At 70.9% G+C, this 24,058-nt stretch carries 24 protein-coding genes and 1 pseudogene; 13 read left to right on the forward strand and 12 right to left on the reverse strand.

What is annotated here, in order from left to right; genetic code table 11:
• Window positions 1-13: 13 nt before the first annotated feature.
• Window positions 14-646: a hypothetical protein gene (locus ACXKR8_RS23450; protein ID WP_458274830.1), complete on the reverse strand. Its 633-nt coding sequence runs from the start codon at window positions 644-646 to the stop codon at window positions 14-16.
• A gap of 197 nt (window positions 647-843) precedes the next feature.
• Here ACXKR8_RS23450 and ACXKR8_RS23455 point away from each other — a divergent pair, with 197 nt between their 5' ends.
• On the forward strand, window positions 844-1,686 hold the full coding sequence (locus ACXKR8_RS23455) for an arylamine N-acetyltransferase family protein (protein WP_458274831.1): 843 nt from the start codon (window positions 844-846) through the stop codon (window positions 1,684-1,686).
• Between the two features lie 27 nt (window positions 1,687-1,713).
• Here the strand turns inward: ACXKR8_RS23455 and ACXKR8_RS23460 are convergent, their stop codons facing one another.
• Window positions 1,714-2,352, reverse strand: a complete 639-nt coding sequence (locus tag ACXKR8_RS23460) for an alpha-ketoglutarate-dependent dioxygenase AlkB (protein ID WP_458274832.1) — start codon at window positions 2,350-2,352, stop codon at window positions 1,714-1,716.
• 38 nt (window positions 2,353-2,390) lie between these two features.
• Window positions 2,391-3,575 (reverse strand): epoxide hydrolase family protein, encoded by a 1,185-nt coding sequence (locus ACXKR8_RS23465; RefSeq protein ID WP_458274833.1) that lies wholly within the window; start codon window positions 3,573-3,575, stop codon window positions 2,391-2,393.
• Between the two features lie 63 nt (window positions 3,576-3,638).
• Here ACXKR8_RS23465 and ACXKR8_RS23470 point away from each other — a divergent pair, with 63 nt between their 5' ends.
• Window positions 3,639-4,595, forward strand: coding sequence for a helix-turn-helix transcriptional regulator (locus ACXKR8_RS23470; RefSeq protein WP_458274834.1), 957 nt, complete (start codon window positions 3,639-3,641; stop codon window positions 4,593-4,595).
• 12 nt (window positions 4,596-4,607) lie between these two features.
• On the opposite strand, the gene ACXKR8_RS23475 is transcribed toward ACXKR8_RS23470, so the two are convergent.
• Window positions 4,608-5,717, reverse strand: a complete 1,110-nt coding sequence (locus ACXKR8_RS23475) for a calcium:cation antiporter (protein ID WP_458274835.1) — start codon at window positions 5,715-5,717, stop codon at window positions 4,608-4,610.
• A gap of 123 nt (window positions 5,718-5,840) precedes the next feature.
• Here ACXKR8_RS23475 and ACXKR8_RS23480 point away from each other — a divergent pair, with 123 nt between their 5' ends.
• Entirely contained in the window at window positions 5,841-7,406 is a 1,566-nt protein-coding gene (locus tag ACXKR8_RS23480; protein ID WP_458274836.1) for a hypothetical protein, read from the forward strand.
• Window positions 7,407-7,477: 71 nt separating this feature from the next.
• On the opposite strand, the gene ACXKR8_RS23485 is transcribed toward ACXKR8_RS23480, so the two are convergent.
• The 6 genes from ACXKR8_RS23485 to kdpF are packed head-to-tail and all read right to left on the reverse strand — an operon-like array spanning window position 7,478 to window position 12,947.
• The gene (locus ACXKR8_RS23485) at window positions 7,478-8,167 is read right to left on the reverse strand and encodes a response regulator (RefSeq protein ID WP_458274837.1); all 690 of its coding nucleotides are present in this window, start codon (window positions 8,165-8,167) and stop codon (window positions 7,478-7,480) included.
• Entirely contained in the window at window positions 8,164-8,367 is a 204-nt protein-coding gene (locus tag ACXKR8_RS23490; protein ID WP_458274838.1) for a hypothetical protein, read from the reverse strand. The genes ACXKR8_RS23485 and ACXKR8_RS23490 overlap by 4 nt, the downstream gene beginning before the upstream one ends.
• Before the next feature lie 35 nt (window positions 8,368-8,402).
• Window positions 8,403-9,032 (reverse strand): potassium-transporting ATPase subunit KdpC, encoded by a 630-nt coding sequence (kdpC, locus tag ACXKR8_RS23495; protein ID WP_458274839.1) that lies wholly within the window; start codon window positions 9,030-9,032, stop codon window positions 8,403-8,405.
• A 20-nt stretch (window positions 9,033-9,052) separates the two neighbouring features.
• Complete coding sequence (gene kdpB, locus ACXKR8_RS23500; RefSeq protein ID WP_458274840.1) at window positions 9,053-11,191, reverse strand: potassium-transporting ATPase subunit KdpB; 2,139 nt, start codon at window positions 11,189-11,191, stop codon at window positions 9,053-9,055.
• A complete protein-coding gene (kdpA, locus tag ACXKR8_RS23505) occupies window positions 11,191-12,855 on the reverse strand; it encodes a potassium-transporting ATPase subunit KdpA (protein ID WP_458274841.1) in 1,665 nt (554 codons plus the stop codon). Before kdpA ends, kdpB begins: the two co-directional genes overlap by 1 nt.
• Before the next feature lie 2 nt (window positions 12,856-12,857).
• On the reverse strand, window positions 12,858-12,947 hold the full coding sequence (gene kdpF / locus ACXKR8_RS23510; RefSeq protein WP_458274842.1) for a K(+)-transporting ATPase subunit F: 90 nt from the start codon (window positions 12,945-12,947) through the stop codon (window positions 12,858-12,860).
• Between the two features lie 388 nt (window positions 12,948-13,335).
• Between kdpF and ACXKR8_RS23515 the strand changes: the two genes are divergently transcribed.
• The 6 genes and pseudogenes from ACXKR8_RS23515 (at window position 13,336) to ACXKR8_RS23540 (ending at window position 20,054) form a co-directional block, all read left to right on the forward strand.
• On the forward strand, window positions 13,336-15,318 hold the full coding sequence (locus ACXKR8_RS23515; protein ID WP_458274843.1) for an APC family permease: 1,983 nt from the start codon (window positions 13,336-13,338) through the stop codon (window positions 15,316-15,318).
• A gap of 91 nt (window positions 15,319-15,409) precedes the next feature.
• Window positions 15,410-16,081 carry a hypothetical protein gene (locus ACXKR8_RS23520; protein WP_458274844.1) on the forward strand — a complete coding sequence of 224 codons (672 nt, stop codon included), beginning with the start codon at window positions 15,410-15,412 and terminating at the stop codon, window positions 16,079-16,081.
• Between the two features lie 6 nt (window positions 16,082-16,087).
• Window positions 16,088-16,657 carry a TetR/AcrR family transcriptional regulator gene (locus ACXKR8_RS23525; protein ID WP_458274845.1) on the forward strand — a complete coding sequence of 190 codons (570 nt, stop codon included), beginning with the start codon at window positions 16,088-16,090 and terminating at the stop codon, window positions 16,655-16,657.
• 172 nt (window positions 16,658-16,829) lie between these two features.
• Window positions 16,830-17,846, forward strand: coding sequence for a PP2C family protein-serine/threonine phosphatase (locus ACXKR8_RS23530; RefSeq protein WP_458275070.1), 1,017 nt, complete (start codon window positions 16,830-16,832; stop codon window positions 17,844-17,846).
• Window positions 17,847-18,070: 224 nt separating this feature from the next.
• Window positions 18,071-19,354, forward strand: a complete 1,284-nt coding sequence (locus ACXKR8_RS23535; protein WP_462100653.1) for a sensor histidine kinase — start codon at window positions 18,071-18,073, stop codon at window positions 19,352-19,354.
• Window positions 19,355-19,410: 56 nt separating this feature from the next.
• Window positions 19,411-20,054, forward strand: a pseudogene (locus ACXKR8_RS23540) (LuxR C-terminal-related transcriptional regulator).
• Between the two features lie 14 nt (window positions 20,055-20,068).
• Here the strand turns inward: ACXKR8_RS23540 and ACXKR8_RS23545 are convergent.
• Window positions 20,069-20,902 carry a hypothetical protein gene (locus tag ACXKR8_RS23545; protein WP_458274847.1) on the reverse strand — a complete coding sequence of 278 codons (834 nt, stop codon included), beginning with the start codon at window positions 20,900-20,902 and terminating at the stop codon, window positions 20,069-20,071.
• A 154-nt stretch (window positions 20,903-21,056) separates the two neighbouring features.
• Window positions 21,057-21,242: an antitoxin gene (locus ACXKR8_RS23550; protein ID WP_458274848.1), complete on the reverse strand. Its 186-nt coding sequence runs from the start codon at window positions 21,240-21,242 to the stop codon at window positions 21,057-21,059.
• A 282-nt stretch (window positions 21,243-21,524) separates the two neighbouring features.
• Here ACXKR8_RS23550 and ACXKR8_RS23555 point away from each other — a divergent pair, with 282 nt between their 5' ends.
• From ACXKR8_RS23555 to ACXKR8_RS23570, 4 genes are all read left to right on the forward strand, one after another.
• Entirely contained in the window at window positions 21,525-22,325 is an 801-nt protein-coding gene (locus tag ACXKR8_RS23555; RefSeq protein ID WP_462100654.1) for a hypothetical protein, read from the forward strand.
• Entirely contained in the window at window positions 22,322-22,708 is a 387-nt protein-coding gene (locus ACXKR8_RS23560) for a hypothetical protein (RefSeq protein WP_462100655.1), read from the forward strand. Before ACXKR8_RS23555 ends, ACXKR8_RS23560 begins: the two co-directional genes overlap by 4 nt.
• Before the next feature lie 189 nt (window positions 22,709-22,897).
• Window positions 22,898-23,614, forward strand: coding sequence for an MIP family channel protein (locus tag ACXKR8_RS23565; RefSeq protein ID WP_458274850.1), 717 nt, complete (start codon window positions 22,898-22,900; stop codon window positions 23,612-23,614).
• A gap of 58 nt (window positions 23,615-23,672) precedes the next feature.
• On the forward strand, window positions 23,673-24,056 hold the full coding sequence (locus ACXKR8_RS23570) for a hypothetical protein (protein ID WP_458274851.1): 384 nt from the start codon (window positions 23,673-23,675) through the stop codon (window positions 24,054-24,056).
• Window positions 24,057-24,058 lie beyond the last annotated feature (2 nt).

The following is a 24,058-nucleotide window of genomic DNA, read 5'->3' on the forward strand; positions in this document are numbered from 1 at the left end:
GGTTCTGGAAGACCTAGAGGAGGGCCGGGAGGTCCGGGATGACCCGGAAGAACTCGCCCTCGGCGTCGTAGTCGTAGATGAGGGCGGACGCGCCCGAGGTCAGCACGCTCCCCGGCCCGGTGGCCTCGTCCGCGCTCTGCCTGACCTGCACCACGGCGGAGGACCCGTCCTCGGCGCGGACCTCGGCCTGGCCGAAGTCGGGGCCGACCCGGCCGGTGCGGATCACACAGCCGCGGCCGACGAAGTCCAGGCGGGACGGCGGGGGTCCGGGCGCCGGCATCAGCCGCCGCAACGGCCACACCAGCACCCGGGCCCCGAGCCATCCCCCGACCAGTGCGGCCGGCAGCAGGGCTCCCCCGTGCCTGCCGTCCAGCAGCACCGTCCCGGCCAGCGCGCTGAACCAGGCGAGGGCGATCAGCAGTGACACCGCCACCGTGATCGGCACCCCGCCCAGGCCCAGCGTGCGCCGCAGGCCCCCGTGGCCGTGGTGATGCCCCCCGTGGGTGCTCTGGTGTCCCCCGTGGTGCCCGCCGTGGAAGTGAACTCCCCCGAGCAGGACCACGAACCAGTACCCGACCACCACTACCAGAGCGAAGCTGAACACCACGGTGGGAAAGCCCGTCACCACCCTCAGGAAGCCGCCCACCGCGAGTCACTCCACCCCTGCAGCAACCGGTACGACCCCCACGGCCGTACCTGGCCGAGGACAGATTGACAGCGCGGGGCAGCGGGTCGCACTGCATGATCCCGGCAATCTTGACGGCTCCTTGACGTCCGGGATCTGACCCCGGCCGGAACCGGTACCGGCGCTGCCTGCAGCGGTTCCGTGTGACGATGCTCGGCATGACCAACGATCAGGCTGAGTACGACGAGTGGGAGACCGGCACGCTCGATCTGGACGGGTATCTGCTCCGGATCGGCCACCGCGGCGAGCTCCGTCCGGACCGGGCGACGCTGACCGCGCTGCACCGGGCGCACCTCGCCGCGATTCCGTTCGAGAACCTGGATCTGATGCTGGGGCGCGGGATCCGGGTGGATCTGGCGAGCGTCCAGCAGAAGCTGGTGGGACAGCGGCGCGGCGGCTACTGCTTCGAGCACGGCACGCTGTTCGCGGCGGTGCTGACCCGGCTCGGGTTCCGGGTGGACCGGCTGCTGGCGCGGACCGGGGACGATCCGACCCGGCCCCGGGCCCGCTCGCACCTGGTGCTGAAGGTGACCGGCGCGGGCGGGGAGCAGTGGCTCGCGGACGTCGGCTTCGGCTCGGGGCTGCTGGAGCCGCTGCCGTTCATCGCGGGGGAACCGAGCCGGCAGGGCGGCTGGAGCTACCGGCTGGTCCGCGACCAGGACGGAACCGGCTGGTGGCTGACGGAGCTGCAGGGCGCGCAGTGGACCAGGCTCTACCGGTTCACCGAGGAGCCGCAGCAGGCCATCGACATCGAGGTGGCCAACCACTACATCGCCACCTACCCCACCTCGCCGTTCCTGCGGCGCCCGGTGGTGATGCGCAAGGGCGACCGGGAGACCCGGGAGCTGCTGGGACGCCGCTTCTCGCTGGTCCGTCCGGACCGGGCGGCCACCGAGCGGGAGCTGGCCGACGGCGAGCTGGCGGGGGTGCTGCGGGAGGAGTTCGGTCTTGAGCTGTCGCCGGCGGAGGTCGAAGCGCTGGTCGCCGCCATCCCCGACTGAACCCCGATCAGATCAGGCTGTGCCGTTTCACGACACCCCGCGCGGGCGGAACTGGATGCTGATCCGAGGGCCGACCGGCCGCGCGGTCTTGGGCACCGCGTGGTCCCAGGTCCGCTGGCAGGAACCGCCCATGACCAGCAGGTCGCCGTGGCCCTGGGACAGCCGGACCGTGGCGGGGCCGCCGCCCCGGGGCCGCAGCAGCAGCGCGCGGGGTTCGCCGACCGAGAGGATGGCGACCATGGTGTCCTGGGTCCGGCCCCGGCCGGACCGGTCACCGTGCCAGGCCACGCTGTCCCGGCCGTCGCGGTAGTAGCACAGCCCGGCGGTGCGGAAGGGTTCGCCCAGCTCGGCGGCATAGTGCGCGTTCAGCGCGGTACGGGCCGCGGCCAGCAGCGGGTGCGGCAGCTCGGCCTGCTCGCCGTAGTGGGCCAGCAGCCGGGGGACCTCGACCATCCGTTCGTACATCTCGCGCTCTTCCGCCCGCCAGGGGGCGTTTTCCGCCAGATGTTCGAACAACGCATTGGAGTCGGGCAGCCAGCCCGGCAGCACGTCGACCCAGGCGCCGTGGGAGAGGACGGTTCTGCGCAGACCGCAGAGATCAGGCAGCCCGTCCGCCGACGGGCTGCCTGAGTCTGAAAAGAGCGAACCCTGGAACACCACTGTCATGGGTCCAGGGTAGACCCTGCTCGAATAAGCGTTCGATATTATGAACCCAGCGTGTCGAAGAAGGTCCGGACGTCGGCCACAAAGGCCTCCGGCTGCTCCAGCGCCAGGAAGTTGCCGCCCCGCTCCAGCTCGCTCCAGTGGGTGATGTTGTGGTCCCGCTCGGCGAAGCGGCGGATCGCGATGTCCGTGGTCAGCGCGACGGCCACGCCGGTCGGCACGGTGCCGCGCGGCTTGGGGGCCCAGGCGCTCGCGTCGTGTCCCGCCTCGTAGTACAGGTTCGCCGAGGAGCCGGCCGTCCCGGTGAACCAGTAGACGCTGATGTTGGTCAGCAGCCGGTCCAGGCCCACCGCGTCCTCCGGGAGGTCCGCCGCCGCGTCGGTCCACTCCTTGAACTTCTCGGCGATCCAGGCCGCCTGCCCGACCGGCGAGTCGTGCAGCCCGGCCGCCAGGGTGTGCGGGCGGGTGGACTGGATCGCGACGAAGCCCATCGCGTCCTGCTGGAAGGTCTCCAGACGGGCCAGCCGCCCCTGCTCGGCCCCGGTCAGCCCCTCGAACTCGGCCGGGTCTCCGGACGGGAACGTGACCAGGCCGTTGACGTGCACGCCGACCACCTTCTCCGGCGCCAGCCGGCCCATCTCGGCCGCGATCCAGGCGCCGCCGCCGGTCCCCTGCACCCCGTAGCGGGCGTAGCCGAGCCGGGCCATCAGCTCGGTGAAGGCCCCCGCGATCCGGCCGGTGTTCCAGCCGGCCTCGCCGAGCGGTCCGGAGAAGCCGGTGCCGGGGGTGGAGGTCACGATGACGTGGAAGTTCTCCGACAGCGGCCGGATCACATCGGCGAACTGGACGAAGGAGCAGGGCCAGTCGTGCATCAGCAGCAGCGGCAGCGCGTCCGGGTTCTCCGAGCGGACGTGCAGGAAGTGCACGTTCTGGCCGTCGATCTCGGTGGTGAACTGCGGGAACTCGTTCAGCTCGGCCTCAGCCTTGCGCCAGTCGAAGCCGTCGGCCCAGTAGCCGGCCAGGGCCTTGAGGTACTCGGTCGGGACGCCGCGGCCCCAGCCGGTGCCGGGGATGTCGCTGCCCCAGCGGGTGCGGGCCAGGCGGTCGCGCAGGTCGTCCAGCTCGGCCTGCGGCACATCGATCCGGAAGGCGTGGATCCTGGGGTCGGCGCCGGCTTCGGTGCTGGTGGCGGCGTTGCTGCGGCTGGTGTTCTCCGTGGTCTCCATAGGTAGAACTGTAGAATCGATATAGGCACGATAGCTTCCTAATGAACGGGCAGGCTGCAGACCATGTTGGATACCTCGGCACGCCTGCTGCGCCTGCTGTCCCTGCTGCAGACCCCCCGCGCATGGCCCGGCTCCGAGCTGGCCGAACGCCTCGGCGTCAGCGGCCGGACCGTGCGCAACGACATCGACCGGCTGCGCGAGCTCGGCTACCCGGTGGACGCGACCCGCGGCTCCACCGGCGGCTACCGGCTGGTCGCGGGGGCGGCGATGCCGCCGCTGCTGCTGGAGGACGACGAGGCGGTCGCGGTGGTGATCGCGCTGCGCACCGCCGTGCAGGGGGCCGTCCCCGGCACCGAGGAGACCGGGCTGCGGGCGCTGGCCAAGCTGGAGCAGGTGCTGCCGTCCCGGCTGCGGCGCCGGGTCCGGGCGCTGCAGGCGTACACCGTGGCGGTGCCGGCCGACCGGCCCGGGCCGACCGTCAGCGCGGAGCTGCTGACCACGCTGACCGCCGCCTGCCGGGACCGGGAGCGGCTGCGCTTCGACTACCGCAGCCACGACGGTACGGCCGGCCGCCGGCTGGTGGAGCCGTACCGGGCGGTGAACTGGGGGCAGCGCTGGTACCTGGTCGCCTGGGACGTGGACCGCGCGGACTGGCGGACGTTCCGGGTCGACCGGATCGAGCCCCGGCTGCCGGCCGGCCCCCGGTTCCCCCCGCGCGAGTTCCCCGGCGGGGACGTGGCGGCGTACGTCTCGCGGCGGGTGTCAGGGGCGGCCTGGCGCTACCGCGCCCGGGTGACCGTGCACGCCCCGGCGGAGGAGGTCACCGCCCGGATCAACCCGGCCGTGGGCACGGTGGAGCCGGTGGACGCGGACACCTGCGTACTGGACACCGGCGCGGATACGGTGCAGACGCTGGGGGTCTACCTGGGCATGCTGGGGCTGGACTTCGACGTCACCGAACCACCGGAACTCGTGGCCCACCTGCGGGAACTGGCGGTCCGTTACGGGCGCTCGGTCTAGCCCTGCCGGCAGCTACGGGTTGATCGCCAGGAAGACGAAGGCCGCGAGCAGCACCAGGTGCACGCCGCCCTGCAGCCGGGTGGCCCGGCCCGGGACGATGGTCAGGATGCTGACGAAGACGGTGATCGCCAGCAGCACCAGCTGGGTGGCCCCGAGCCCCAGCAGCAGCGGGCCCTTCAGCCAGATCGAGGCGACCGCGATGGCCGGGATGGTCAGCCCGATGCTGGCCATCGCCGATCCGTAGGCCAGGTTGAGGCTGATCTGCACCCGGCGCCGGCGGGCCGCGATCCCGGCGGCCAGCGTCTCGGGGGCCAGCACCAGCAGGGCGATCACCACGCCGACGAAGGAGGGCGGGAAGCCGACCGCGTGCACCGCGGACTCGATGGTGTGGGACTCGACCTTGGCCAGCCCGACCACGTCGATCAGCGCGACCAGCAGCAGGCCGAGGCTGATCAGCGCGGCCCTGCTGGTGGGCGGCGGCGAGTGCACCTCCTGGTCGGGCGGGGCCGCGCTCTCCACCGGCAGGAAGAAGTCGCGGTGCCGTCCGGTCTGGGTGAGGACGAACATCCCGTAGAGCGCCAGTGACGCCAGCGCCGCGAAGGTCAGCTGGCTGCCGGAGAACTCCGGGCCCCGGGCGCTGGTGGTGAAGGTCGGCAGCACCAGTGCCAGCCCGCTGAGGGTGGCCACCGTCGCCAGCGCCGCGCCGCTGCCCTCCGGATTGAACAGGGCGACGCCGTTGCGGATCGCGCCGAGCAGCAGGGAGACCCCGACGATGCCATTGGTCGTGATCATCACCGCGGCGAAGACGGTGTCCCTGGCCAGCGAGGAGGTGTCCGAATCCGAGGTGCCGGAGATCATCAGGGTGACGATCAGCGCCACCTCGATCACCGTCACCGCGACCGCGAGCACCAGCGACCCGAACGGCTCGCCGACCCGGTGCGCCACCACCTCCGCGTGGTGCACCGCGCAGAGCACCGCCGCGGCCAGCACCACCGCGATCACCACGGCCAACCAGGTGTCGATGTGGTGGCCCCAGGTCACCGCCAGCAGCAGCAGCGCGACCGGCGGGGTGAGCACCGTCCAGGACAGCAGCGGGGAGCGGCGGCGGGTGGCGTCTGACATGGGATCAGATTGACACAGCGAACCGGACAATCCCACCATTTCGACCGGGCGGGCCCGGTGTGGAACGGTCGTGGACGTCGCACTATGATCACGCTCCTCGCATCATCTTCCTGGGGGCCCGCTGTGCGGCGTATACCGCTTTCCCTTGCTCTGACCGCAGCTCTGCTGCCGGTCCTGCTCACCACCTCGGCCGGGCCCGCCTCGGCCGCCGGCAGCTCGCTGACGGTCACCACCCTCGGCCGGAACGGGACCAGGGTCGCCTCGTCGCTCATGGTGCTGGGGCTGAACGACGGCTCCCGCCGCACCCTCTCCGCCAACAAGCTGCACAGCCTGCCCAAGGGGCGCTACGGCGTGGTGGTGGACATCCAGAACCAGAAGGGGGTCTTCACCGACACCCTGGCCGCCCAGATCGTCACCGTCTCCGGCAGGACCTCGCTGACCCTGGACGCCCGCAAGGGCAAGGCGGTGAAGGTCTCCGTGGACGCCGCAGGCCGCCCGGCGGACTCGCTGACCGCCCAGGTGTGCGCCGGCGGATGGGCCAACGGCATCCAGGCGGGGAACGCGCCGGGGTCGCTCTTCGTCATCCCCAACTCCAACAAGGCGCTGAGCTTCGCCTACCTCGCCGGCTGGCACGGTGAGAAGAACTACGTGGTCAGCGGCGCCACCCGAGCCGGGATCCCCAGCAGCCCCGGCGGCCGCTACGCGGCCACGTCGCTGGCCAGGGCGACCTACCAGGTCCGGGCCAACGAGGAGAAGGGGTCGATGAACCTCACCGCGCTCCAGCCGGAGCCGGCGGTGAACAGCTGCCAGACCGACCTGTTCACCGAGTTGGCCTACGGCACCGCCCCCTACACCGTGAGCACCTATGTCTCACCAGGCCGCTGGATGGCCCGTGACGACATCGAGGCGCCGAACGGCGACTTCATCGACTTCACCTTCGCCAAGCCGCAGACCTACGCGGCCAGGGGCTCGTACTCCCGGGTCTTCAACCGTGCCGTCTGGGGACCGGTCCACGCACTTCCCGAGGTCGCGCAGCGGGCGATCCAGTTCAGCCCGGACAGCATGATCACCGACCCGACCCCGGTGCCGTCGTCGAGCGGGGGCATGCCGGCCACCGCGACGAACCGGGCCACGGTGCAGCTCACCAAGGGCGGCAAGCTCATCAAGAAGTCGACGCTGCACAGCTACGGCAACGGGCCGCAGGAGTTCACCGGCCGCATCAGCACCGCCGGCTGGTACCGGCTGACCGTGGACGCCAGCCGCTACCGGCCCGGGGTCGGCAACCCGGCCGGGCTGCTGTCCCAGCGGACCACGCTGAATCTGCACTTCTACGCCAACCCGGCGAAGTCGCAGACCGCGCCGGTCTTCCTGACCACCTTCACCCCCGCCGGGCTCAACGGCTACAACCACGCCGCGCCCGGCAGCACCACCGCCGTCGGTGTGGCCGCCGGCCGCGACAGCCAGGGCGACACCCCGCTGGGCAAGGACAAGGTCAAGACGCTCAAGGTCTGGGCCTCCACCAACAACGGGAAGACCTGGCACGCCGTGGCCGTCACCCGCACCGGCAGCACCTGGTCGGCGAAGGTCCACAACCCCGCCTCCGGCGAGGTGTCGCTGCGCTCGGTGGTCACCGACGCGAGCGGCAACTCCTCCACGGAGACGGTGTACGGGGCCTACGGCATCGGCTGAGGCAGCCCCCGGCACCCGGCCAGGTTTTTCTCCGGCCCTGGACCCCTCGTCGCCGACGCCGACGGCGGGGTTCAGGGCTGGAAGCGGTAGCCCATGCCGGGTTCGGTGACCAGGTGGCGCGGGTGGGCCGGGTCGGGTTCGAGCTTGCGGCGCAGGCCGGAGAGGTAGACCCGCAGGTAGTTGCCCCGGTTCTCGTGGCCCGGGCCCCAGACGCTGAGCAGGATCTCGCGGCCGGTGACCAGCCGTCCCGGGTGGTTGACCAGAATGGACAGGATCCGCAACTCGGTGGGGGTGAGCCGGAGCGGTTCCGCGACGCCCGGCGTGGTGGCCCGGACGGTGCAGCCGGCCAGGTCGACGGTCCAGTCGCCGATCACCGCGTGCACCCCGGCCGCCTCGTCCGTGGCCGGACGGCGCAGCGCGGCGCGGAGCCGGGCCAGCAGTTCGTTCATGGAGAAGGGCTTGGTGACGTAGTCGTCGGCCCCGGCGTCCAGCGCGGCTATCTTGTCGGCGGCGTCGGTGCGGCCGGACAGCACGATCACCGGCACCGAGCTCCACACCCGCAGCGCCCGGATCACGTCGATGCCATCCAGACCGGGCAGGCCGAGGTCGAGGATGATCGCGTCCGGGGGCAGCCTGGCCGCGTCGTCCAGAGCGCGGGGGCCGTCCGGGGCGGTGGCGACGGTGTACTGACGGATGTTCAGGTTGATCTCCAGCGCGCGCAGCAGCTGCGGCTCGTCGTCCACGATCAGGATCCTGGTCACGGCTGCGGCACCCCCGCCGAGGCCGCCGCTTCGGCCTCTACTGAGGCCCCTGCTGAGGTCGCTGCCGAGGTCGCTGGCAGGGTGAGCACCATGGTCAGGCCGCCGCCGGGGGCCGCACCGAGGAAGACCTTCAACCTGCCTCTCCGGCCGCTCGCGCGGGGGTGGAGCGGTGGTGGCGAGGGCTGCTGCGGTGCGGCCACCGGCGGTGGCTCCTTCCACTGGGTGTGCAGGGGGCTCAGCCGAGCTTGGTGAGGGCGATGTTGAGTTGCAGGACGTCGACTCTGGGTTCGCCGAGGAAGCCGAGGGTGCGGCTCTGGGTGTATTTGGCGACCAGGGACCGGACTTGACTGTTAGTCAGGCCGCGGGCTTGGGTGACCCGGTTGACCTGGATCGCGGCGTAGGCCGGGGTGATGTCGGGGTCCAGGCCCGAGCCGGACTTGGTGATGGCGTCCGGGGGGACCTGGCTCTGGCTGACTCCGTTGAACTTGGCGATGTCGGCTTTGAGTTGGGTGTAGGTGGTGGCCAGGTCGGGGTCGTTGGTGCCCTTGTTGCTGCCGGCCGAGGCGGTCGGATCGTAGCCGTCCGCTCCGGCTGCCGAGGGGCGGGACTGGAACAGTTTGGGGTCGGGGCTGACGGTCTTGCCGTCCTTGCTGGTGACGGTGAAGTTCTGGCCGATCAGCGAGGAGCCGACGGTCTTGCCGCTGGCGTCCTTCACGAGTGAGCCGTTGGCCTGCTTGCTGAAGGCGACCTGGGAGACTCCGGTGATCGCCAGGGGGTAGGCCAGACCGCAGATCAGGGTGAACAGCAGCAGGATCCGCAGACCCGTCAGGTGGTTCCGCACCGGGGTGGGAAGGGGTTTGGCCATGATGTGTGACACCACTTCTCTCAGTGCAGACCGGGGATGAACTGGATGATCAGGTCGATGACCTTGATCCCGACGAAGGGCAGGATCAGCCCGCCGACCCCGTAGATCCCCAGGTTGCGACGTAGCAGCGACTGGGCCGAGGAGGGCTTGTAGCGCACGCCGCGCAGGGCCAGCGGGATCAGGCCGATGATGATCAGCGCGTTGAAGATGATCGCCGAGGTGATCGCGGACTTGGGGCTGTGCAGACCCATCACATTGAGCTGGTCCAGCCCCGGATACACCGCGGCGAACATGGCCGGGATGATCGCGAAGTACTTGGCCACGTCGTTGGCGATCGAGAAGGTCGTCAACGCGCCGCGGGTGATCAGCAGTTGCTTGCCGATCTCGACGATCTCGATCAGTTTGGTGGGGTTGGAGTCCAGGTCCACCATGTTCCCGGCCTCCTTGGCGGCCGAGGTCCCGGTGTTCATGGCGACGCCCACGTCGGCCTGGGCCAGCGCCGGAGCGTCGTTGGTGCCGTCCCCGGTCATCGCGACCAGCTTGCCGCCGGCCTGCTCCTGCTTGATCAGGGCCATCTTGTCCTCGGGGGTGGCCTCGGCGAGGAAGTCGTCGACGCCGGCCTCCTCGGCGATGGCGGCGGCCGTCAGCGGGTTGTCCCCGGTGATCATGACGGTGCGGATGCCCATCGCCCGCAGGTCCTCGAAGCGCTGCTTGATCCCGGGCTTGACCACGTCCTTGAGGTAGATCACGCCCAGCGCCCGGGCCGGGTTGCTGCCACGCTGCTCGGCGACCACCAGCGGGGTCCCGCCGCGGTGGGAGATCCGCTCGACGGCGACATCCAACTCGGTGCCGGTGCTGCCGCCGTTGTCCCGCACCCAGGCGGCCACGGACCCGGCCGCGCCCTTGCGGATGCGGTGCACGCCGGAGGCCTCGTCCAGGTCCACGCCCGACATCCGGGTCTGGGCGGTGAACTCGATCCAGGTCGCATGGCCCAGTTCGCCCTGTGCGCGCTCGCGCAGCCCGTATCCCTCCTTGGCCAGCACGACGATGGAGCGGCCCTCGGGTGTTTCGTCGGCCAGGGAGGAGAGTTGCGCGGCGTCGGCGAGTTGACGGTCGGTCACCTGGTCCACCGGGAGGAACTCGGCGGCCTGGCGGTTGCCGAAGGTGATCGTGCCGGTCTTGTCCAGCAGCAGGGTGGAGACGTCGCCGGCCGCCTCGACCGCGCGCCCGGACATGGCCAGCACGTTGCGCTGCACCAGCCGGTCCATCCCGGCGATGCCGATCGCGGACAGCAGCGCCCCGATGGTGGTCGGGATCAGCGCGACCAGCAGCGCGACCAGGACCACGATGCTCTGCTCGGCGCCGGCGTACTTGGCCATCGGCTGCAGGGTGACCACGGCCAGCAGGAACACGATCGTCAGCGACGCCAGCAGGATGTTCAGGGCGATCTCGTTGGGCGTCTTCTGCCGGGAGGCGCCCTCGACCAGGGCGATCATCCGGTCGATGAAGGTCTTGCCGGGCTCGGAGGTGATCTTCACGACGATGCGGTCCGACAGCACCTTGGTGCCGCCGGTCACCGCGGAGCGGTCGCCGCCGGACTCGCGGATCACCGGTGCGGACTCGCCGGTGATCGCGGACTCGTCCACCGAGGCGACGCCTTCGACCACGTCGCCGTCGCCCGGGATGGTCTGCCCGGCCTCGACGATCACGAAGTCGCCCAGCTGCAGGTCGGCTGCCGCGACCTCTGCTTCGGCGACTCCGGCGGCGCCGGGGATCCAGTGGCCCTGGACCTTGCGGGCCACGGTGTCGGTCTTGGTGCGGCGCAGGGTGTCGGCCTGGGCCTTGCCGCGGCCCTCGGCGACGGCTTCGGCCAGGTTGGCGAAGACGACGGTCAGCCAGAGCCAGATGGTGATCACCCAGGCGAAGACGCTGGGCTTCTCGATCGCCGAGACCGTGGTCAGCAGCGAGCCGATCTCGACCACGAACATGACCGGGCTCTTGACCATGACCCGCGGGTCGAGCTTCCTGACCGCGTCGGGGAAGGAGGTGAGCAGTTGCCTGGGGTCGAGCAGTCCGGCCGAGAGCCGGTGTTCGACCTGTGCTGATGTCTGCTGCGGGTCCGGTTCCAGGACCGGGGTCTTGAGGGCGGGGGTGGACATCAGTGGAGGCCTTCCGCGAGCGGTCCCAGTGCCAGGGCCGGGAAGTAGGTGAGTCCGACGACGATGAGGATCACGCCGGAGAGCATGCCGACGAACAGCGGGCTCGTGGTCTTCAGGGTCCCTGCGCTCTCGGGGATGGGCTGCTGCTTGGCCAGCGAGCCGGCCAGGGCCAGCACGAACACCATCGGCAGGAAGCGGCCGAACGCCATCGCCAGCCCCAGGGCGGTCTGCCAGTGCGGCGAGGTGACGGTGATGCCCGCGAACGCGGAGCCGTTGTTGTTGGCCGCCGAGGTGAAGGCGTACAGCACCTCGGAGAAGCCGTGGGGTCCGGAGTTGTTCATCCCGCCGCCGTGGCCGGCCTTGAGCGCCATGGCCAGGCCGGTGCCGCAGAGCACGATCGCCGGGGTGGCCAGGATGTAGAGCGAGGCGAACTTCATCTCCCGGGCGCCCAGCTTCTTGCCCAGGTACTCCGGGGTGCGGCCGACCATCAGACCGGCCACGAAGACCGTCACGATCGCCAGCACCAGGATCCCGTACAGGCCCGAACCGGTCCCGCCCGGCGCGATCTCGCCGAACATCATGTTGAGGATCGCCATGCCGCCGCCCAGCGGGGTGAACGAGTCGTGCATGGAGTTCACCGCACCGGTCGACGTCAACGTGGTCGAGGCCGCGAACAGCGAGGAGCCGGGGATGCCGAAGCGGACTTCCTTGCCCTCCATCGCCGCGCCGGCGATGTGCGCGGCGACGCCGGAGTGCTGGTGCTCGAAGAAGGTGATCAGCGCCGCCGAGGCGGCCCAGTACAGGCCCATCACCGAGAGGATGGTGTAGCCCTGGCGGTGGTTGCCGACCATCTTGCCGAACGTGCGGCACAGCGCGAAGGAGACCACCAGCAGCAGGTAGATCGCCAGCAGGTTGGTGAACGGGTTGGGGTTCTCGAACGGGTGCGCGGAGTTGGCGTTGTAGAAGCCGCCGCCGTTGGTGCCCAGCTGCTTGATGACCTCCTGCGAGGCCACCGGGCCGCCCGGGATCGACTGCGAGCCGCCGGACAGGGTGGTGTAGAGGTGCGCGGCGTGCAGGTTCTGCACCACGCCGCCGGCCACCAGCACCAGCGCGAACACGACCGAGATCGGCAGCAGCACCCGCAGCACGATCCGGGTCAGGTCGACCCAGAAGTTGCCGAGGTGGTCGGTCTTGTTGCGGGTGAAGCCGCGGATCAGCGCCGCCACCACGGCGATGCCCACCGCGGCGGACAGGAAGTTCTGCACCGCCAGCCCGCCCATCTGCACCAGGTGGCCCATGGTCGACTCACCCGAGTACGACTGCCAGTTGGTGTTGGTCACGAACGAGACAGCGGTGTTCCACGCCATCGCCGGAGTAACCGCAGAGAAGCCCAGCGACAGCCACAGGTGCTCCTGCAACCGCTGGAACCCGTAGAGGAACAGCACCGACACGAAGGAGAACGCCAGCACACTGCGCAGATAGGACGCCCAGGTCTGCTCGGCGTCACCGTCCACCCCGATCACCTTGAAGATGCCGCGCTCCACCCGCAGGTGCCTGCGCGTGGTCAGGGTGTACGCGATGTAGTCACCCAGCGGCCGATAGGACAACGCCAGCGCCCCGACCAGCGCCAGGGCCTGCAGAAAACCCGCAAGAGTAGCGTTCATGGTCAGAACTTCTCCGGGAGGATCAGAGCCACGATCAGGTATCCGACGAGGGCGATCGAGACGATCAGGCCCACGATGTTGTCGGCGCTCACAGCTTCTCCACTCCCTTGACGATCAGAGCGAGGACGGCGAACACAAGGATCGTCACCCCGACGAAGAGCACGTCGAGCATGAGGGTTACACCCCAGAGGTCGAGTGGGTTGGGTACCGGCGAACACCGGCAACGCAAGGAAAGCGCACGTCAGGGGGTGGTTTGCGGCGCGTTGACGCGTCCCTTGCGGGTGCGTGGGGAACGTTGACGCGTCCTTGACGCGGGCTGCTGACCGGTGCCGATCGGCAACGGCAGGACCGGCGTTAGGGAGTCGCTAAGATCCGAGACGATTCCTTAACACTGGTCCCTTTTGTCCGATTATTCGGGTGCGCCGGAGGAGCAATCTTGGCTCCGACACACGCTGCACCTCTTGGATCGGACCCCCAGCCATGGAACTGCCGGAAAGCCTCGCCTACCGGGTGAAGAAACGGTTGCTCGGCAAGCCCCTGGTCACCGAGGAGCTCAGCCACGAGAAGCTGTCCAACCCGGTCGCCCTCGGCGTCCTCGCCTCCGACTGCATCTCCTCCTCGGCCTACGGTTCCGAGGCGATGCTGACGATCCTGATCCCGGTCATCGGCGTCGCCGCGTTCACCCTGCTGCTGCCGGTCACCCTGGCCATCCTCTGTGTGCTGACCCTGCTCACGCTCTCCTACCGGGACGTGGTGATGGCCTACACCCGGGCCGGCGGCTCCTACGTCGTCGCCCGGGAGAACTTCGGCCCCAATGTCGCCCAGGTCGCGGCGGTGGCGCTGCTGATCGACTACATCGTCACCGTGGCGGTGCAGACCGCGGCCGGCACCACCGCGCTGCTGTCACTGGTGCACCTGCTCGGCGGCGACGCCTACAACTGGGTGGACGGCTACCAACTGCCCATCTCGCTGGGCGTGGTGCTGCTGCTCTGCTGGGGCAATCTGCGCGGCATCCGCGAGGCGGGCAAGGCCTTCGCCGCCCCCGCGTACCTCTTCATCGGCGGGATGGCCCTGCTGTTCGGCGTGGCCGCGGTCCGGCTGGTCTTCGGCGACCTGCCGCACGCGAACGTCCACGCCGGCGGCGCGCTCGGGCTCGGCGGCGCCGGCAACCACACCAGCCTGCTGATGGGCGCCTCGGTGTTCCTGGTGCTCAAGGCCTTCGCCAACGGCGGCACCTCGCTGACCGGCCTTGAGGCGATCTCCAACGGCGTCAGCGCCTTCCGCAACCCGCAGGGGCCCAATGCCAGGAAGACCCTGGTGGCGATGTCGGTCACGCTGGGCACCCTGGTCCTCGGCGTCTCCGGACTGGCCTACCTGACCCACTCGATCCCCTTCCGCACCGGCAACCCCAGCGTGCTGTCCCAGGAGGCCAGCCTGGTCTTCGGCGGCAGCTGGCTCGGCCAGGCCGGCCTGGTGTTCCTGCAGCTGGCCACCGCGCTGATCCTCTACACCGGCGCCAACACCTCCTTCAACGGCTTCCCGTTCCTGGCCAGCTTCGTCGCCGAGGACTCCTTCCTGCCGCGCCAGCTCACCAGGCGCGGGCACCGGCTGGCGTTCTCCTCGGGCATCCTCACCCTCACCGCGGTCTCCATGGCACTGCTGATCGGCACGGACGCCAAGCTGGACAGCCTGCTCGGGCTGTACGCGATCGGCGTCTTCACCGGCTTCTTCATGGCCGGCACCGGCTTGGTGAAGCACCACTGGACCCGGCGCGAGCGCGGCCGCACCGCGAAGCTGGTGGTCAACGCGCTGGCGGCGATCGTGTCCCTGGGCATCGTGCTGACCTTCGCGGTCACCAAGTTCACCGAGGGCGCCTGGATGGTCGTGGTGCTCTTCCCGATCGGGGTCTGGGCGCTGATCCGGGTCAACCGCCGCTACCGCGAGGAGGCCGAGGCGCTGGCCGCCGCGCCGGCTGACACCACCACCCCGCTGCACCGCCGCCAGGTGATGTACATCCTGGTGGACCGGGTCGACCTGGCCGCGCTCAAGGCGATCCGCTACGCCCGCTCGATGCGTCCGCAGGAGATCCGGGCGGTGCACTTCATGATCGACAACCGGGAGGCCGAGAAGCTGGCCGCGCAGTGGACCGACGCCCAGGTCGGCGACCTGCCGCTGGAGATCGTCCAGTGCCCCGATCGTAGGATCACCCGCTCACTGCTGGAACTGATCACCCGCACCACCGCGGACCAGCGCAGCCAGATCACCCTGCTGATCCCCGAGCGCAACTACTCCCCGGTCCTGGGCCGGCTGCTGCACCGCCGCACCGCCGACCACATCGCCCGCGCGGTGGGGAAGCTGCCGCATGTGGTGGCGACCATCGTGCCCTTCGACGTGGTCGAGGCGCACGAGGAGTTGGAGGAGGCGGAGGCGGCGGGGGCGAGACTGAGCAAGGTCGCCGGCTGAGCCGGGTGGCCGGCTGAGCCGGGCCTTGCGCGCGTTGGTTAGTAGCACTAACTTATGGCTAGTGAGACTAACCAACTCCGAGGAGCCTGCCATGACCACCCTCTCCGCCACCCCCGTTCAGAGCCGCCGCGGCCTTCCGGCGCTGCCCGCCGTCGTCGGCACCGCCTTCTCGGTCTCCTGGATCGCCGCCCTGTCGGTCGGCCCAGGAAACCTCGACTCCGGCGCCACCGGCGCCGAGGTCGTCGCCGCCTACAGCGGCCGGGCGGCCTCGGGCGCCGCGCAGTACCTGCTCTCCGAGGGCCTGCCCGCGATCGGGCTGGCGGTGGTCGGGCTGGCCCTCGCCGCCGCCGCCCGCCGGGCCGGGCTGCTCCGCAGCGCCAGGATCACCGCCGTCAGCGCGGTCGCCGCCGCAGTGATCTCGGTGACCCAGTGCCTGCTCGGGCTGGTGATGGTGCTCGGCACCGTGCCGAGCGGCGCCACCGGCTCGACCCACCTGCTGTTCGAGCTGGTCAATAGGATGGACGGCGTGAAGATGTTCGCCCTCGCCGCACTCGCCCTGAGCGGGGCCGCCCTGGCCGGGGCCGGGGTGGCCGCCCGCTGGCTGCGGATCCCGGCGTACGCGCTGGCCGCCACCATCGCCGGCTCCGGCGTCGGCTACCTGCTGCTGCTGGACGGCCTCACCCCGCTCGCCTACCTGTCGCTCCCGCTGCTGCTGCTCTGGGTCACCGGCTCCGGCATCACCCTCTCCCGCAAGGCCCGGTGACCCGTGGTGCCCCGCCCAGGACTGACCCGCCCGCGCATCGTCACCGAGGCGGCGGCCGTCGCCGACGAGACCGGCCTGGAACGGCTCACCCTGGCCGCCGTCGCCAAGCGCTGCGGGGTGTCCCTGCCCGGCCTGTACAAGCACATCGACAGCCTGGAGGCGGTCAAGCGCGACCTCGCCGTCCAGGCCGTGCGCGAGCTGACCGCGGCGATGGCGATGGCGGCGGCCGGCCTGGCCGGACGGGACGCGCTGCACGCCGTGGCCGACGCCTACCGCGCCTTCGCCGCCGCGCACCCCGGCCTGGCCGCCGCCGGGATCAGGGCCCCGGCCCCCGGCGACGCCGAACACGCCGCCGCCGGGCTCGGCGCGGTCACCGTCCTCGGCTCGGTCCTCAAGGGCTACCGCATCGAGGGCGAGGACGCGACCGACGCCATCCGCGCCCTGCGCGCCGTGCTGCACGGCTTCACCAGCCTGGAGGCGGCCGGCGGATTCGGCCTCCCGCAGTCGGTCGACGCCAGTTTCGCCCGGCTGATCGACGGCCTGGACACCGCCTTCCAGCACTGGCCCGACCGCTGACCCCCGGGCCCACCGGGCCCCGGGCGCTGCTGGTTTCCTGGGAACCGCTTGCCCGTATCCGGATCGGATGCGAGGGTGCGGGTGCGGGAGGTACCACTCCTGGGATCGGGAGGGGACCGTGGAACCGAGGGGACTGGCCAGGCAGCCGCTTCTGGTCGGGCTGCCCTTCGTCATGATGGCGGGGGTCGCCGCGGTCGACGTGCTGACCGGACCCGACGCCGGCTACCTCGCGCTGTTCTCGCTGGGACCCGCCTTCGCCTGTGTCACCGGCTCGATCCGGCGGGCCCTGCTGGTCGGCGTGCTGGCCCTGCTGATGTGCCTGGGCACGTCCGGGTACGACCACCTGATAGGCACCCACCGGGCCGCCGTGGCCATGCTCTCCATCGGCGGGTCCACCGCGGCCGCCGCCCTCGCCGCGACGATCCGGCGCCGGCACGAGCGCGAGCTGGCCGACGTCCGCTCGGTGGCCGAGGCCGCCCAGCGGGTGCTGCTGCGCCCGGTGCCGCTGCGGGCCGGACGGATGCGGATCGCGGTGTCCTACACCTCCGCCGCGGCCTCGGCCCGGATCGGCGGCGACCTGTACGAGGTGGTCCCCACCTCGCGCGGGACCAGGGTGATCGTGGGGGACGTCCAGGGCAAGGGACTTGAGGCGGTGGAGACCGCCGCGCTGGTGCTCGGCGCCTTCCGCGAGGCCGCCCCGGACGAGAAGACCCTGCAGGAGGTCGGCGACCGGCTCGAACGCTCGCTCAACCGCAGGCTCAGCGGCGAGGAGTTCGTCACCGCCGTGCTGGCCGAGATCGACGCCGACCACACCATGACCCTGCTCAACTACGGCCACCCGGCCCCGCTGATCCTGCGCGACAACGGCGCCGTGGAGTTCGCCGAACCGGCCCTGACCGCGCCCCCGCTGGGCCTGGCCGTACTGGGCCCCGAGGGCCCGAGCCCGTACCAGGTCGAGCTGGGCTCCGGCGACCAGATGCTCTTCTACACCGACGGCGTCACCGAGGCCCGCGACAGCGAGCGGGTCTTCTACCCGCTCGCCGACCGCGCGTTCCTACTGGACCAGGAGGACCCGGACGAGGCCCTGGAGACCCTGCGCCAGGACCTGGTGATGCACACCGGCGGCCCGCTGCACGACGACGCCGCGATGCTGCTGCTCCGCTACCGCGCCGACCCGGGCGCCGCCTGAGCCCAGGCGCTCGCCGAGCCGGGCGCCGCCCGAGCCCAGTGCCGCCCGAGCCGGACAGCGGTGACGTTCAACGCACAGACCATGAGCGCCCACCGCGCCGACCAGCTGCCGGTCACTCCTATGCTGGGGGCATGGTCGAGTCGTTGCCTTCCCCCGTCGCGGGTCGGTGGCGGCCGGGTGCCGGGTTCACCGTTCGGGTCGGGCGGGTGGGCCGTCGCACCCTCGTGGAATCGCTGTATCTGCTCACCGCGCCGTTGAGCGCCGTGGTCGGCCTGTTGCTGGTGGTCGGCGGCCTGTGCCTCGGGACGGTCGGTTCACTGCTGCCGAGCGGGTCGCCCCTCGCCGCCGGAAGGGCCCTGGCGCTGGCGCGCCGGCCCGGTGATCTGGAGTGGTGGCGGATCGGCACGGTGCGTTCCTGGGCCGGCGGGGCAACGGGCTCGGACCCAGGCTCGGAAACGGGCCCGGGCCGACGACCGAGGTCGACGGCGACCGTCGACGCGGCCGATCCGGGTCTGTGGCTCGATCTGGCGCACGCGGTGCTGGTGCTCCCGGTAGTCGTGGTCACCTCGGTGCTGACGGCGCTGTGGTGGTGCCTCGGAGTCGCGATCGCCACGTACCCGCTGCGCAGCGGCCGGGTCACCCCAGGATCGCTGCGCCCGATGACCCTGTACGCGGGCAGCGACCGCTCCCACGTCGCGCTGAGCCTGGGGCTGACCTCGCCGGCCGACCGGCTGGCCTTCGCGATCACCGTCGCCGTGCTGCTGCTGTGCAGCCTGCCGCTGGTGACCCGGGTATGCGTGGCCGGTCAGGCCGGTCTCGGGCAGGCGCTGCTGTCCAACCTGTCCGCGCTGCACCGCAGGATCAGCGGCCTCGAGCAGGAGCGCGACACCGCCCGCGCCCAGGCCGTCGCGGCGGTGACGGCCGAGGCGGCCGCTCTGCGCCGACTCGAACGCGACCTCCACGACGGGCCGCAGCAGCAGTTGGTCCGGCTGGCGATGGAACTGGGCCGCGCCCAGCACCACTTCGACAGCAGGCCGGAGCTCGTCCGGGCCGCCCTCGCCGACGCGGTGGTGCAGACCCAGCAGGCGCTGGAGGAGCTGCGGGCGCTGTCCCGGGGCATCGCCCCGCCGATCCTCACCGACCGGGGACTGCGGGAGGCGCTGTCCGCTCTGGCCGCGCGCAGCGTCGTCCCGGCCGAGCTGGACGCCGCTCCGCTCAGCGGCGGTGTGGACGCCGCCGTCGAGACCGCCGCGTACTTCGTGGTCGCCGAGGCGCTGACCAACGTGGCCAAGCACAGCCACGCCCGCCACTGCACGGTCGGCATGCGCCACACCGAGGGAGTGCTTCGGGTCTGGGTGACGGACGACGGGGTGGGCGGCGCCGCGCTGGCCAAGGGACACGGGCTGCGGGGCCTGGCCGACCGGGTGCAGGCGGTCGGCGGCCGACTGCGGGTCAGCAGTCCCGAGGACGGCCCCACCACGGTCACCGCGGAGCTGCCATGTCACTGACCTCCCCCACCTCGGACGAAGACGAAACAGCTCCGGCCACCGCGGGCCGCCGTCCGCTGCGGATCGTCGTCGCCGATGACGCGGTGCTGCTGCGCGAGGGCCTGGTCCGGCTGCTCACCGAGGACGGCCACCAGGTGCTGGCGGCGGTCGGCGACGGCCCCGCCCTGGTCGAGGCGGTGCTCGCGCACCGCCCGGACGTGTCGGTGGTCGATGTGCGGATGCCCCCGACGCACACCGACGAGGGCCTGCGGGCGGCGATCACCGCCCGCGCCCAGCTGCCCGGCTCCCCCATGCTGGTGCTGAGCCAGTACGTCGAGGCCTCCTACGCCGCCGACCTGCTCGCGGACGGTTCCGGCGCCGTCGGCTATCTGCTGAAGGACCGGGTCGCCAAGGTCGAGGAGTTCCTGGACGCCTTGGACCGGGTGGCCCGTGGCGCGACGGTGCTCGACCCCCAGGTCGTCGCCCAACTGCTGGCCGGACAGCGCCGCAACGACCCGCTGGACACGCTGACCGCGCGGGAACGGCAGCTCCTGGGGCTGATGGCCGAGGGCCGTTCCAACACCGCCATCGCCCGCCGACTGGTGCTCTCCAACAGCGCGGTGGAGAAGCACATCGGCAATGTCTTCGCGAAACTCGGCCTACCCCCGACGACACCCAGCACCGCCGCGTACTCGCCGTCCTCGCCTACCTCAACGGCTGACGGCCGATCACTCCTCACCAGCCGCCCTGGAAAAAGGCCAACAGGGCCGGGGCCGGGTCGGCTGTGGTGCCGATGTTCGCTGCGGCGACGACCATGACGGACAGCGACAGCAGGGCCGCGAGCAGGCCGAACGACCTGAACACCCGCCTGGTGCGCCGGTCGGACGCCGCCGTGCCGGCGAACCGCCGCCATGACACCGCGGTCAGACCGACCAGGACGACCGCCACCATCGGCGCGGCCACGGCTATCACCGCGTGGTAGCGGGAGAAGTCGTCCACCATCACCGTGAGGGCGGCCGGAGTCCGGGCCCCGGTGTTCGGGTAGTGGGCCAGGCGCTGCCTGACCTGGTCGAGGGTGTCGGCGAGGGCCCCGTGGGACGGGAGGACCGGCAGCATCGACATCAGGGAGGAGAAAGGCGCGATCGCACCCTGGATGTTGGCCGCCACCACCGCCAGCGAGAACAGCGCGAGCGCCGTGACGACGGCCCCGGCCGAGCCGAGAGCGGCCCTGCTTCCCGCCCCGAGTCGGCCGGCCCGCAGGAACGCTTTCCAGAGGTGAACACCCAGCGTGATCAGCACGGCCAGCAGGATCGCCGCGATCACGGCCTTGACCTCGTGGTAGTGGCGCCAGTAGTCGACCACCCGCCCCAGGCTCGGGGGAAAGCTCCGGTCACCGGAGGCCCAGTAGTCGACGAACGAGGCGGAGAGGCTGTCGATCAGGCCGCGCTGACCGCCGAAGCCGCCGCCCGACATGCGCGCGGCCAAGGGGCCGGGGGCGAGGACGAAGGCGGGGAGCAGGGCCGCGGTGAGGGCGACGAGCGCAGCGGTGGAACGTGACGTTGTGGTCATGCGAACGACCCTGTCGCACCCGTACGTACCTGGTCACTGCGGTCGGCCACCCGGCTGGGGTGTGGCTGGCCACACCCCGGGACGGCGAACGGCGGCACCCGGTGTGTCGGGTGCCGCCGTTCGCCTCACCCGGACATGGGTCCGATACCGGCGGTCACTGCGGGTCGGCGGGCGGCTGGTTTCCGATCTGCTTGTTGATCTGGGACTGGGCCGCGTCGACCTGCGAACTGAACTTGCCCTGCGTCTTGGCGTCGAACATGTCACCGGCCTTCTCGACGGCCTGGTGGGCCTGGTCCTCGTGGCCCTTCAGCATGCCTTTGATCTTGTCGATAACGGACATGTGTTTCCTCCTTGCGCACATCGGACCCTTCCAGAGTCCCCGCAACCGGGCCCGCCCGCATCCTGACCGGCGCCCGATAGCGGCCCAAGCGGTCGGAGACCGTTTCGGCACGCCCACGAACGGCGGAATTCTCAGAGCTTTCTCACGCTCCGTGTTCGGATGATTATCCGATCTTGAGCGAACTGAGAGGATCCCGTGGACCACCGCATCGTAGGCACGCGCCCGTCGTCGAGCAGACTCCTCCGTCTGACCGCCGGTCTGGCGGTCGCGGCCATGGCCGTCGTGACGCAACTGGCACTGGCCCCCAGCTCGGGGGCGGCCGCGCCCGAGCGCCCCGGACCGGCGCACTCCCACTCGCTGCGCGCGGGCGACGACACCGGCCAGCACCCGCTGCCCCTGACCACCCGCTTCCACGAGGAGATGCACGGGTCGATCACTCGCATCGGCAACACGCTGATGACCTGCGACGAGACCAAGCCCGCGCTCACCAAGGGCGTGGCCTCCTGCGCGGACGCCCGCAAGGGCGTGGGCCAGGGGATCTTCAACAACAACTACCACATGCGGTACGTCAACCAGTACCCCGGCAAGTTCCCGCTCCCGCCGTCCGAGGGCGGCGGCTTCGAGACGCTGTACTCCTCCAGCGGCGCGGCGCTCAACCTGCTGCCGCAGTCCGAGGTGAAGTACGCGCGCCTCTACTGGGGCGGAACCCGCGGCCTGGGCAAGACCATCCTGCCGCTGTCCCAGGTCGACGGGGTGCTGTTCAAGACCCCGGACGGCAAGGAGTACCACGAGATCAACACCGACCCCTCGTACAAGGACCTCGGCTACATGACCGGGGTCGGCGAGGGCAACGCCCAGGAGCACGGCTACCAGGCCTCGGCCGACGTCACCGACCTGGTCAAGGCCTCCGGCAACGGCAACTACATCGTCGCCGACATGGACTCCGTGGTGGCCGACCACAGCTGGGGCGGCTGGTCGCTGGTGGTGGCCTACGAGAACTGCGCCAAGCCGCTGCGCAACATCCAGCTCTCCGACGGCTTCCAGATCGAGCTGCCCGACTCCCCGCCATCACCTCCACGGTGACCGGGATCAAGGTCCCGGACAGCGCCGACATCGCCGCCAACCTCGGCTTCATCGCCTACGACGCGGACCGCACCTACGTCGGCGACACGGTCACGGTGAAGTCCACCCACGGTCCGAGCACCGTCCTGTCCACCCCGGACAAGCCGGCCAACGACTTCATGAACTCCACCATCAGCGAGTCCATCCCCAGCGACCAGTTCGTCCGCGCGCCGAACTACGTGAACCAGCTGGGCTACGACTCGGACCGGATCGACATCTCGAAGCTGCTGCGCCCCGGTGACACCGACCTGAAGTTCACCTTCGACACCAAGAAGGACGGCTACCAGGTCGGCGCGATCTACTCCTGGGTCAACCTCGACCCCGGCGCCGACCAGAACGCCTGACCTGCGGCCAGGACCGCGCGTCCGCGTCCGCGGTGCCCACCCGTCCCGTACGGGAACGGCGCACCGCGGGCGCGGACCCCGGTCCCCCGAATGGCCCAGCACACGGCGCTCCCCAACGCGCCCTCCGCGTGCATCCGGGTGACCCTGAAGAAGGTCAACCGATGCTCGGATGTGAGGGAAGTGACTGGGATGAACGGTATCGACAAGCGTTCAATAATCAGCGAATTCCTGGGAACCCTGCTGCTGGTGCTGTTCGCGGTCGGGGCGGCGGTGGTGGCCGGCCAGTGGATCGGCGACCTCGGCATCGCCCTGTCCTTCGGCTTCACCCTGCTGGCCCTCGCCTACGCGTTGGGGCCGATCTCCGGCTGCCACGTCAACCCGGCCGTGACGCTGGGCTTCCTGGTCGCCAAGCGCATCGACGTGAAGACCGCGGTCGGGTACTGGGTGGCGCAGTTCGTCGGCGGCATCGCCGGGGCGGCGCTGGTCTTCGCCATCGCCAAGACGATCCCGGGGCTGCAGACGCACGGGAAGATGGGCAGCAACGGCTGGGGGGACCGGTCCCAGGTCCACATCAACCTGGGCGGCGCCTTCCTGGCCGAGGTCCTGCTGACCTTCCTGCTGGTCTTCGTGGTCCTCGCGGTCACCCACCGGGTGGCGGTGACCGGCTTCGACGGCCTGCCGATCGGTATGGCGCTGGTCGTCATCCACCTGATCGGCATCCCGCTGACCGGCACCTCGGTCAACCCGGCCCGCAGCCTGGGCCCGGCCCTGTTCGCCGGAGGCCCCGCGCTCTCCCAGCTGTGGCTTTTCATCGTCGCCCCCCTGGTCGGCGGAGCCGTCGCGGCGCTGGCGCACCTGTTCACACATCCGCAGCCGAACGTCCTCAGCACCGACCACACCGCCTGAGCGGTGCGGGCGGCCCGGTGGCCGGGGATCGTCGTCGCTACTCGCCCGGAGGGCACCAATGAAGTACCCCCGCTCGATCCCCGGACAGGGCGTCCTGGTCGTCGGAGCGGCTCTCGCCGCGATCGTGCTGGCGGCCGCGCCCGCGGCCGCCGCCTACCTGAGCTGCGACACGGTACGGCTGATCCTCAAGGACTGCCTCGGCTCCGACGGCGGGGCCGAGGAGGACAGCTGCCAGCCCGATGTCGACCAACTCGCGGCCGGGATCGGCCCGCAGGCGCTGCAGCGGGTCGCGGCCTGCGTCTGCGTCCACGACATCGAGGGCCAGGAACTGCACTACCACCCCAACCGCGACATCGCCGCCCTCAACCGGCGCCTCGCCGACAGCGGCCTCTACGCCTGGGACTGCGCCCTGCTGGTGACCCCGGCCGTGCCGAACTCCTGACC

The sequence above is a fragment of the Streptacidiphilus sp. PAMC 29251 genome, assembly GCF_054208735.2.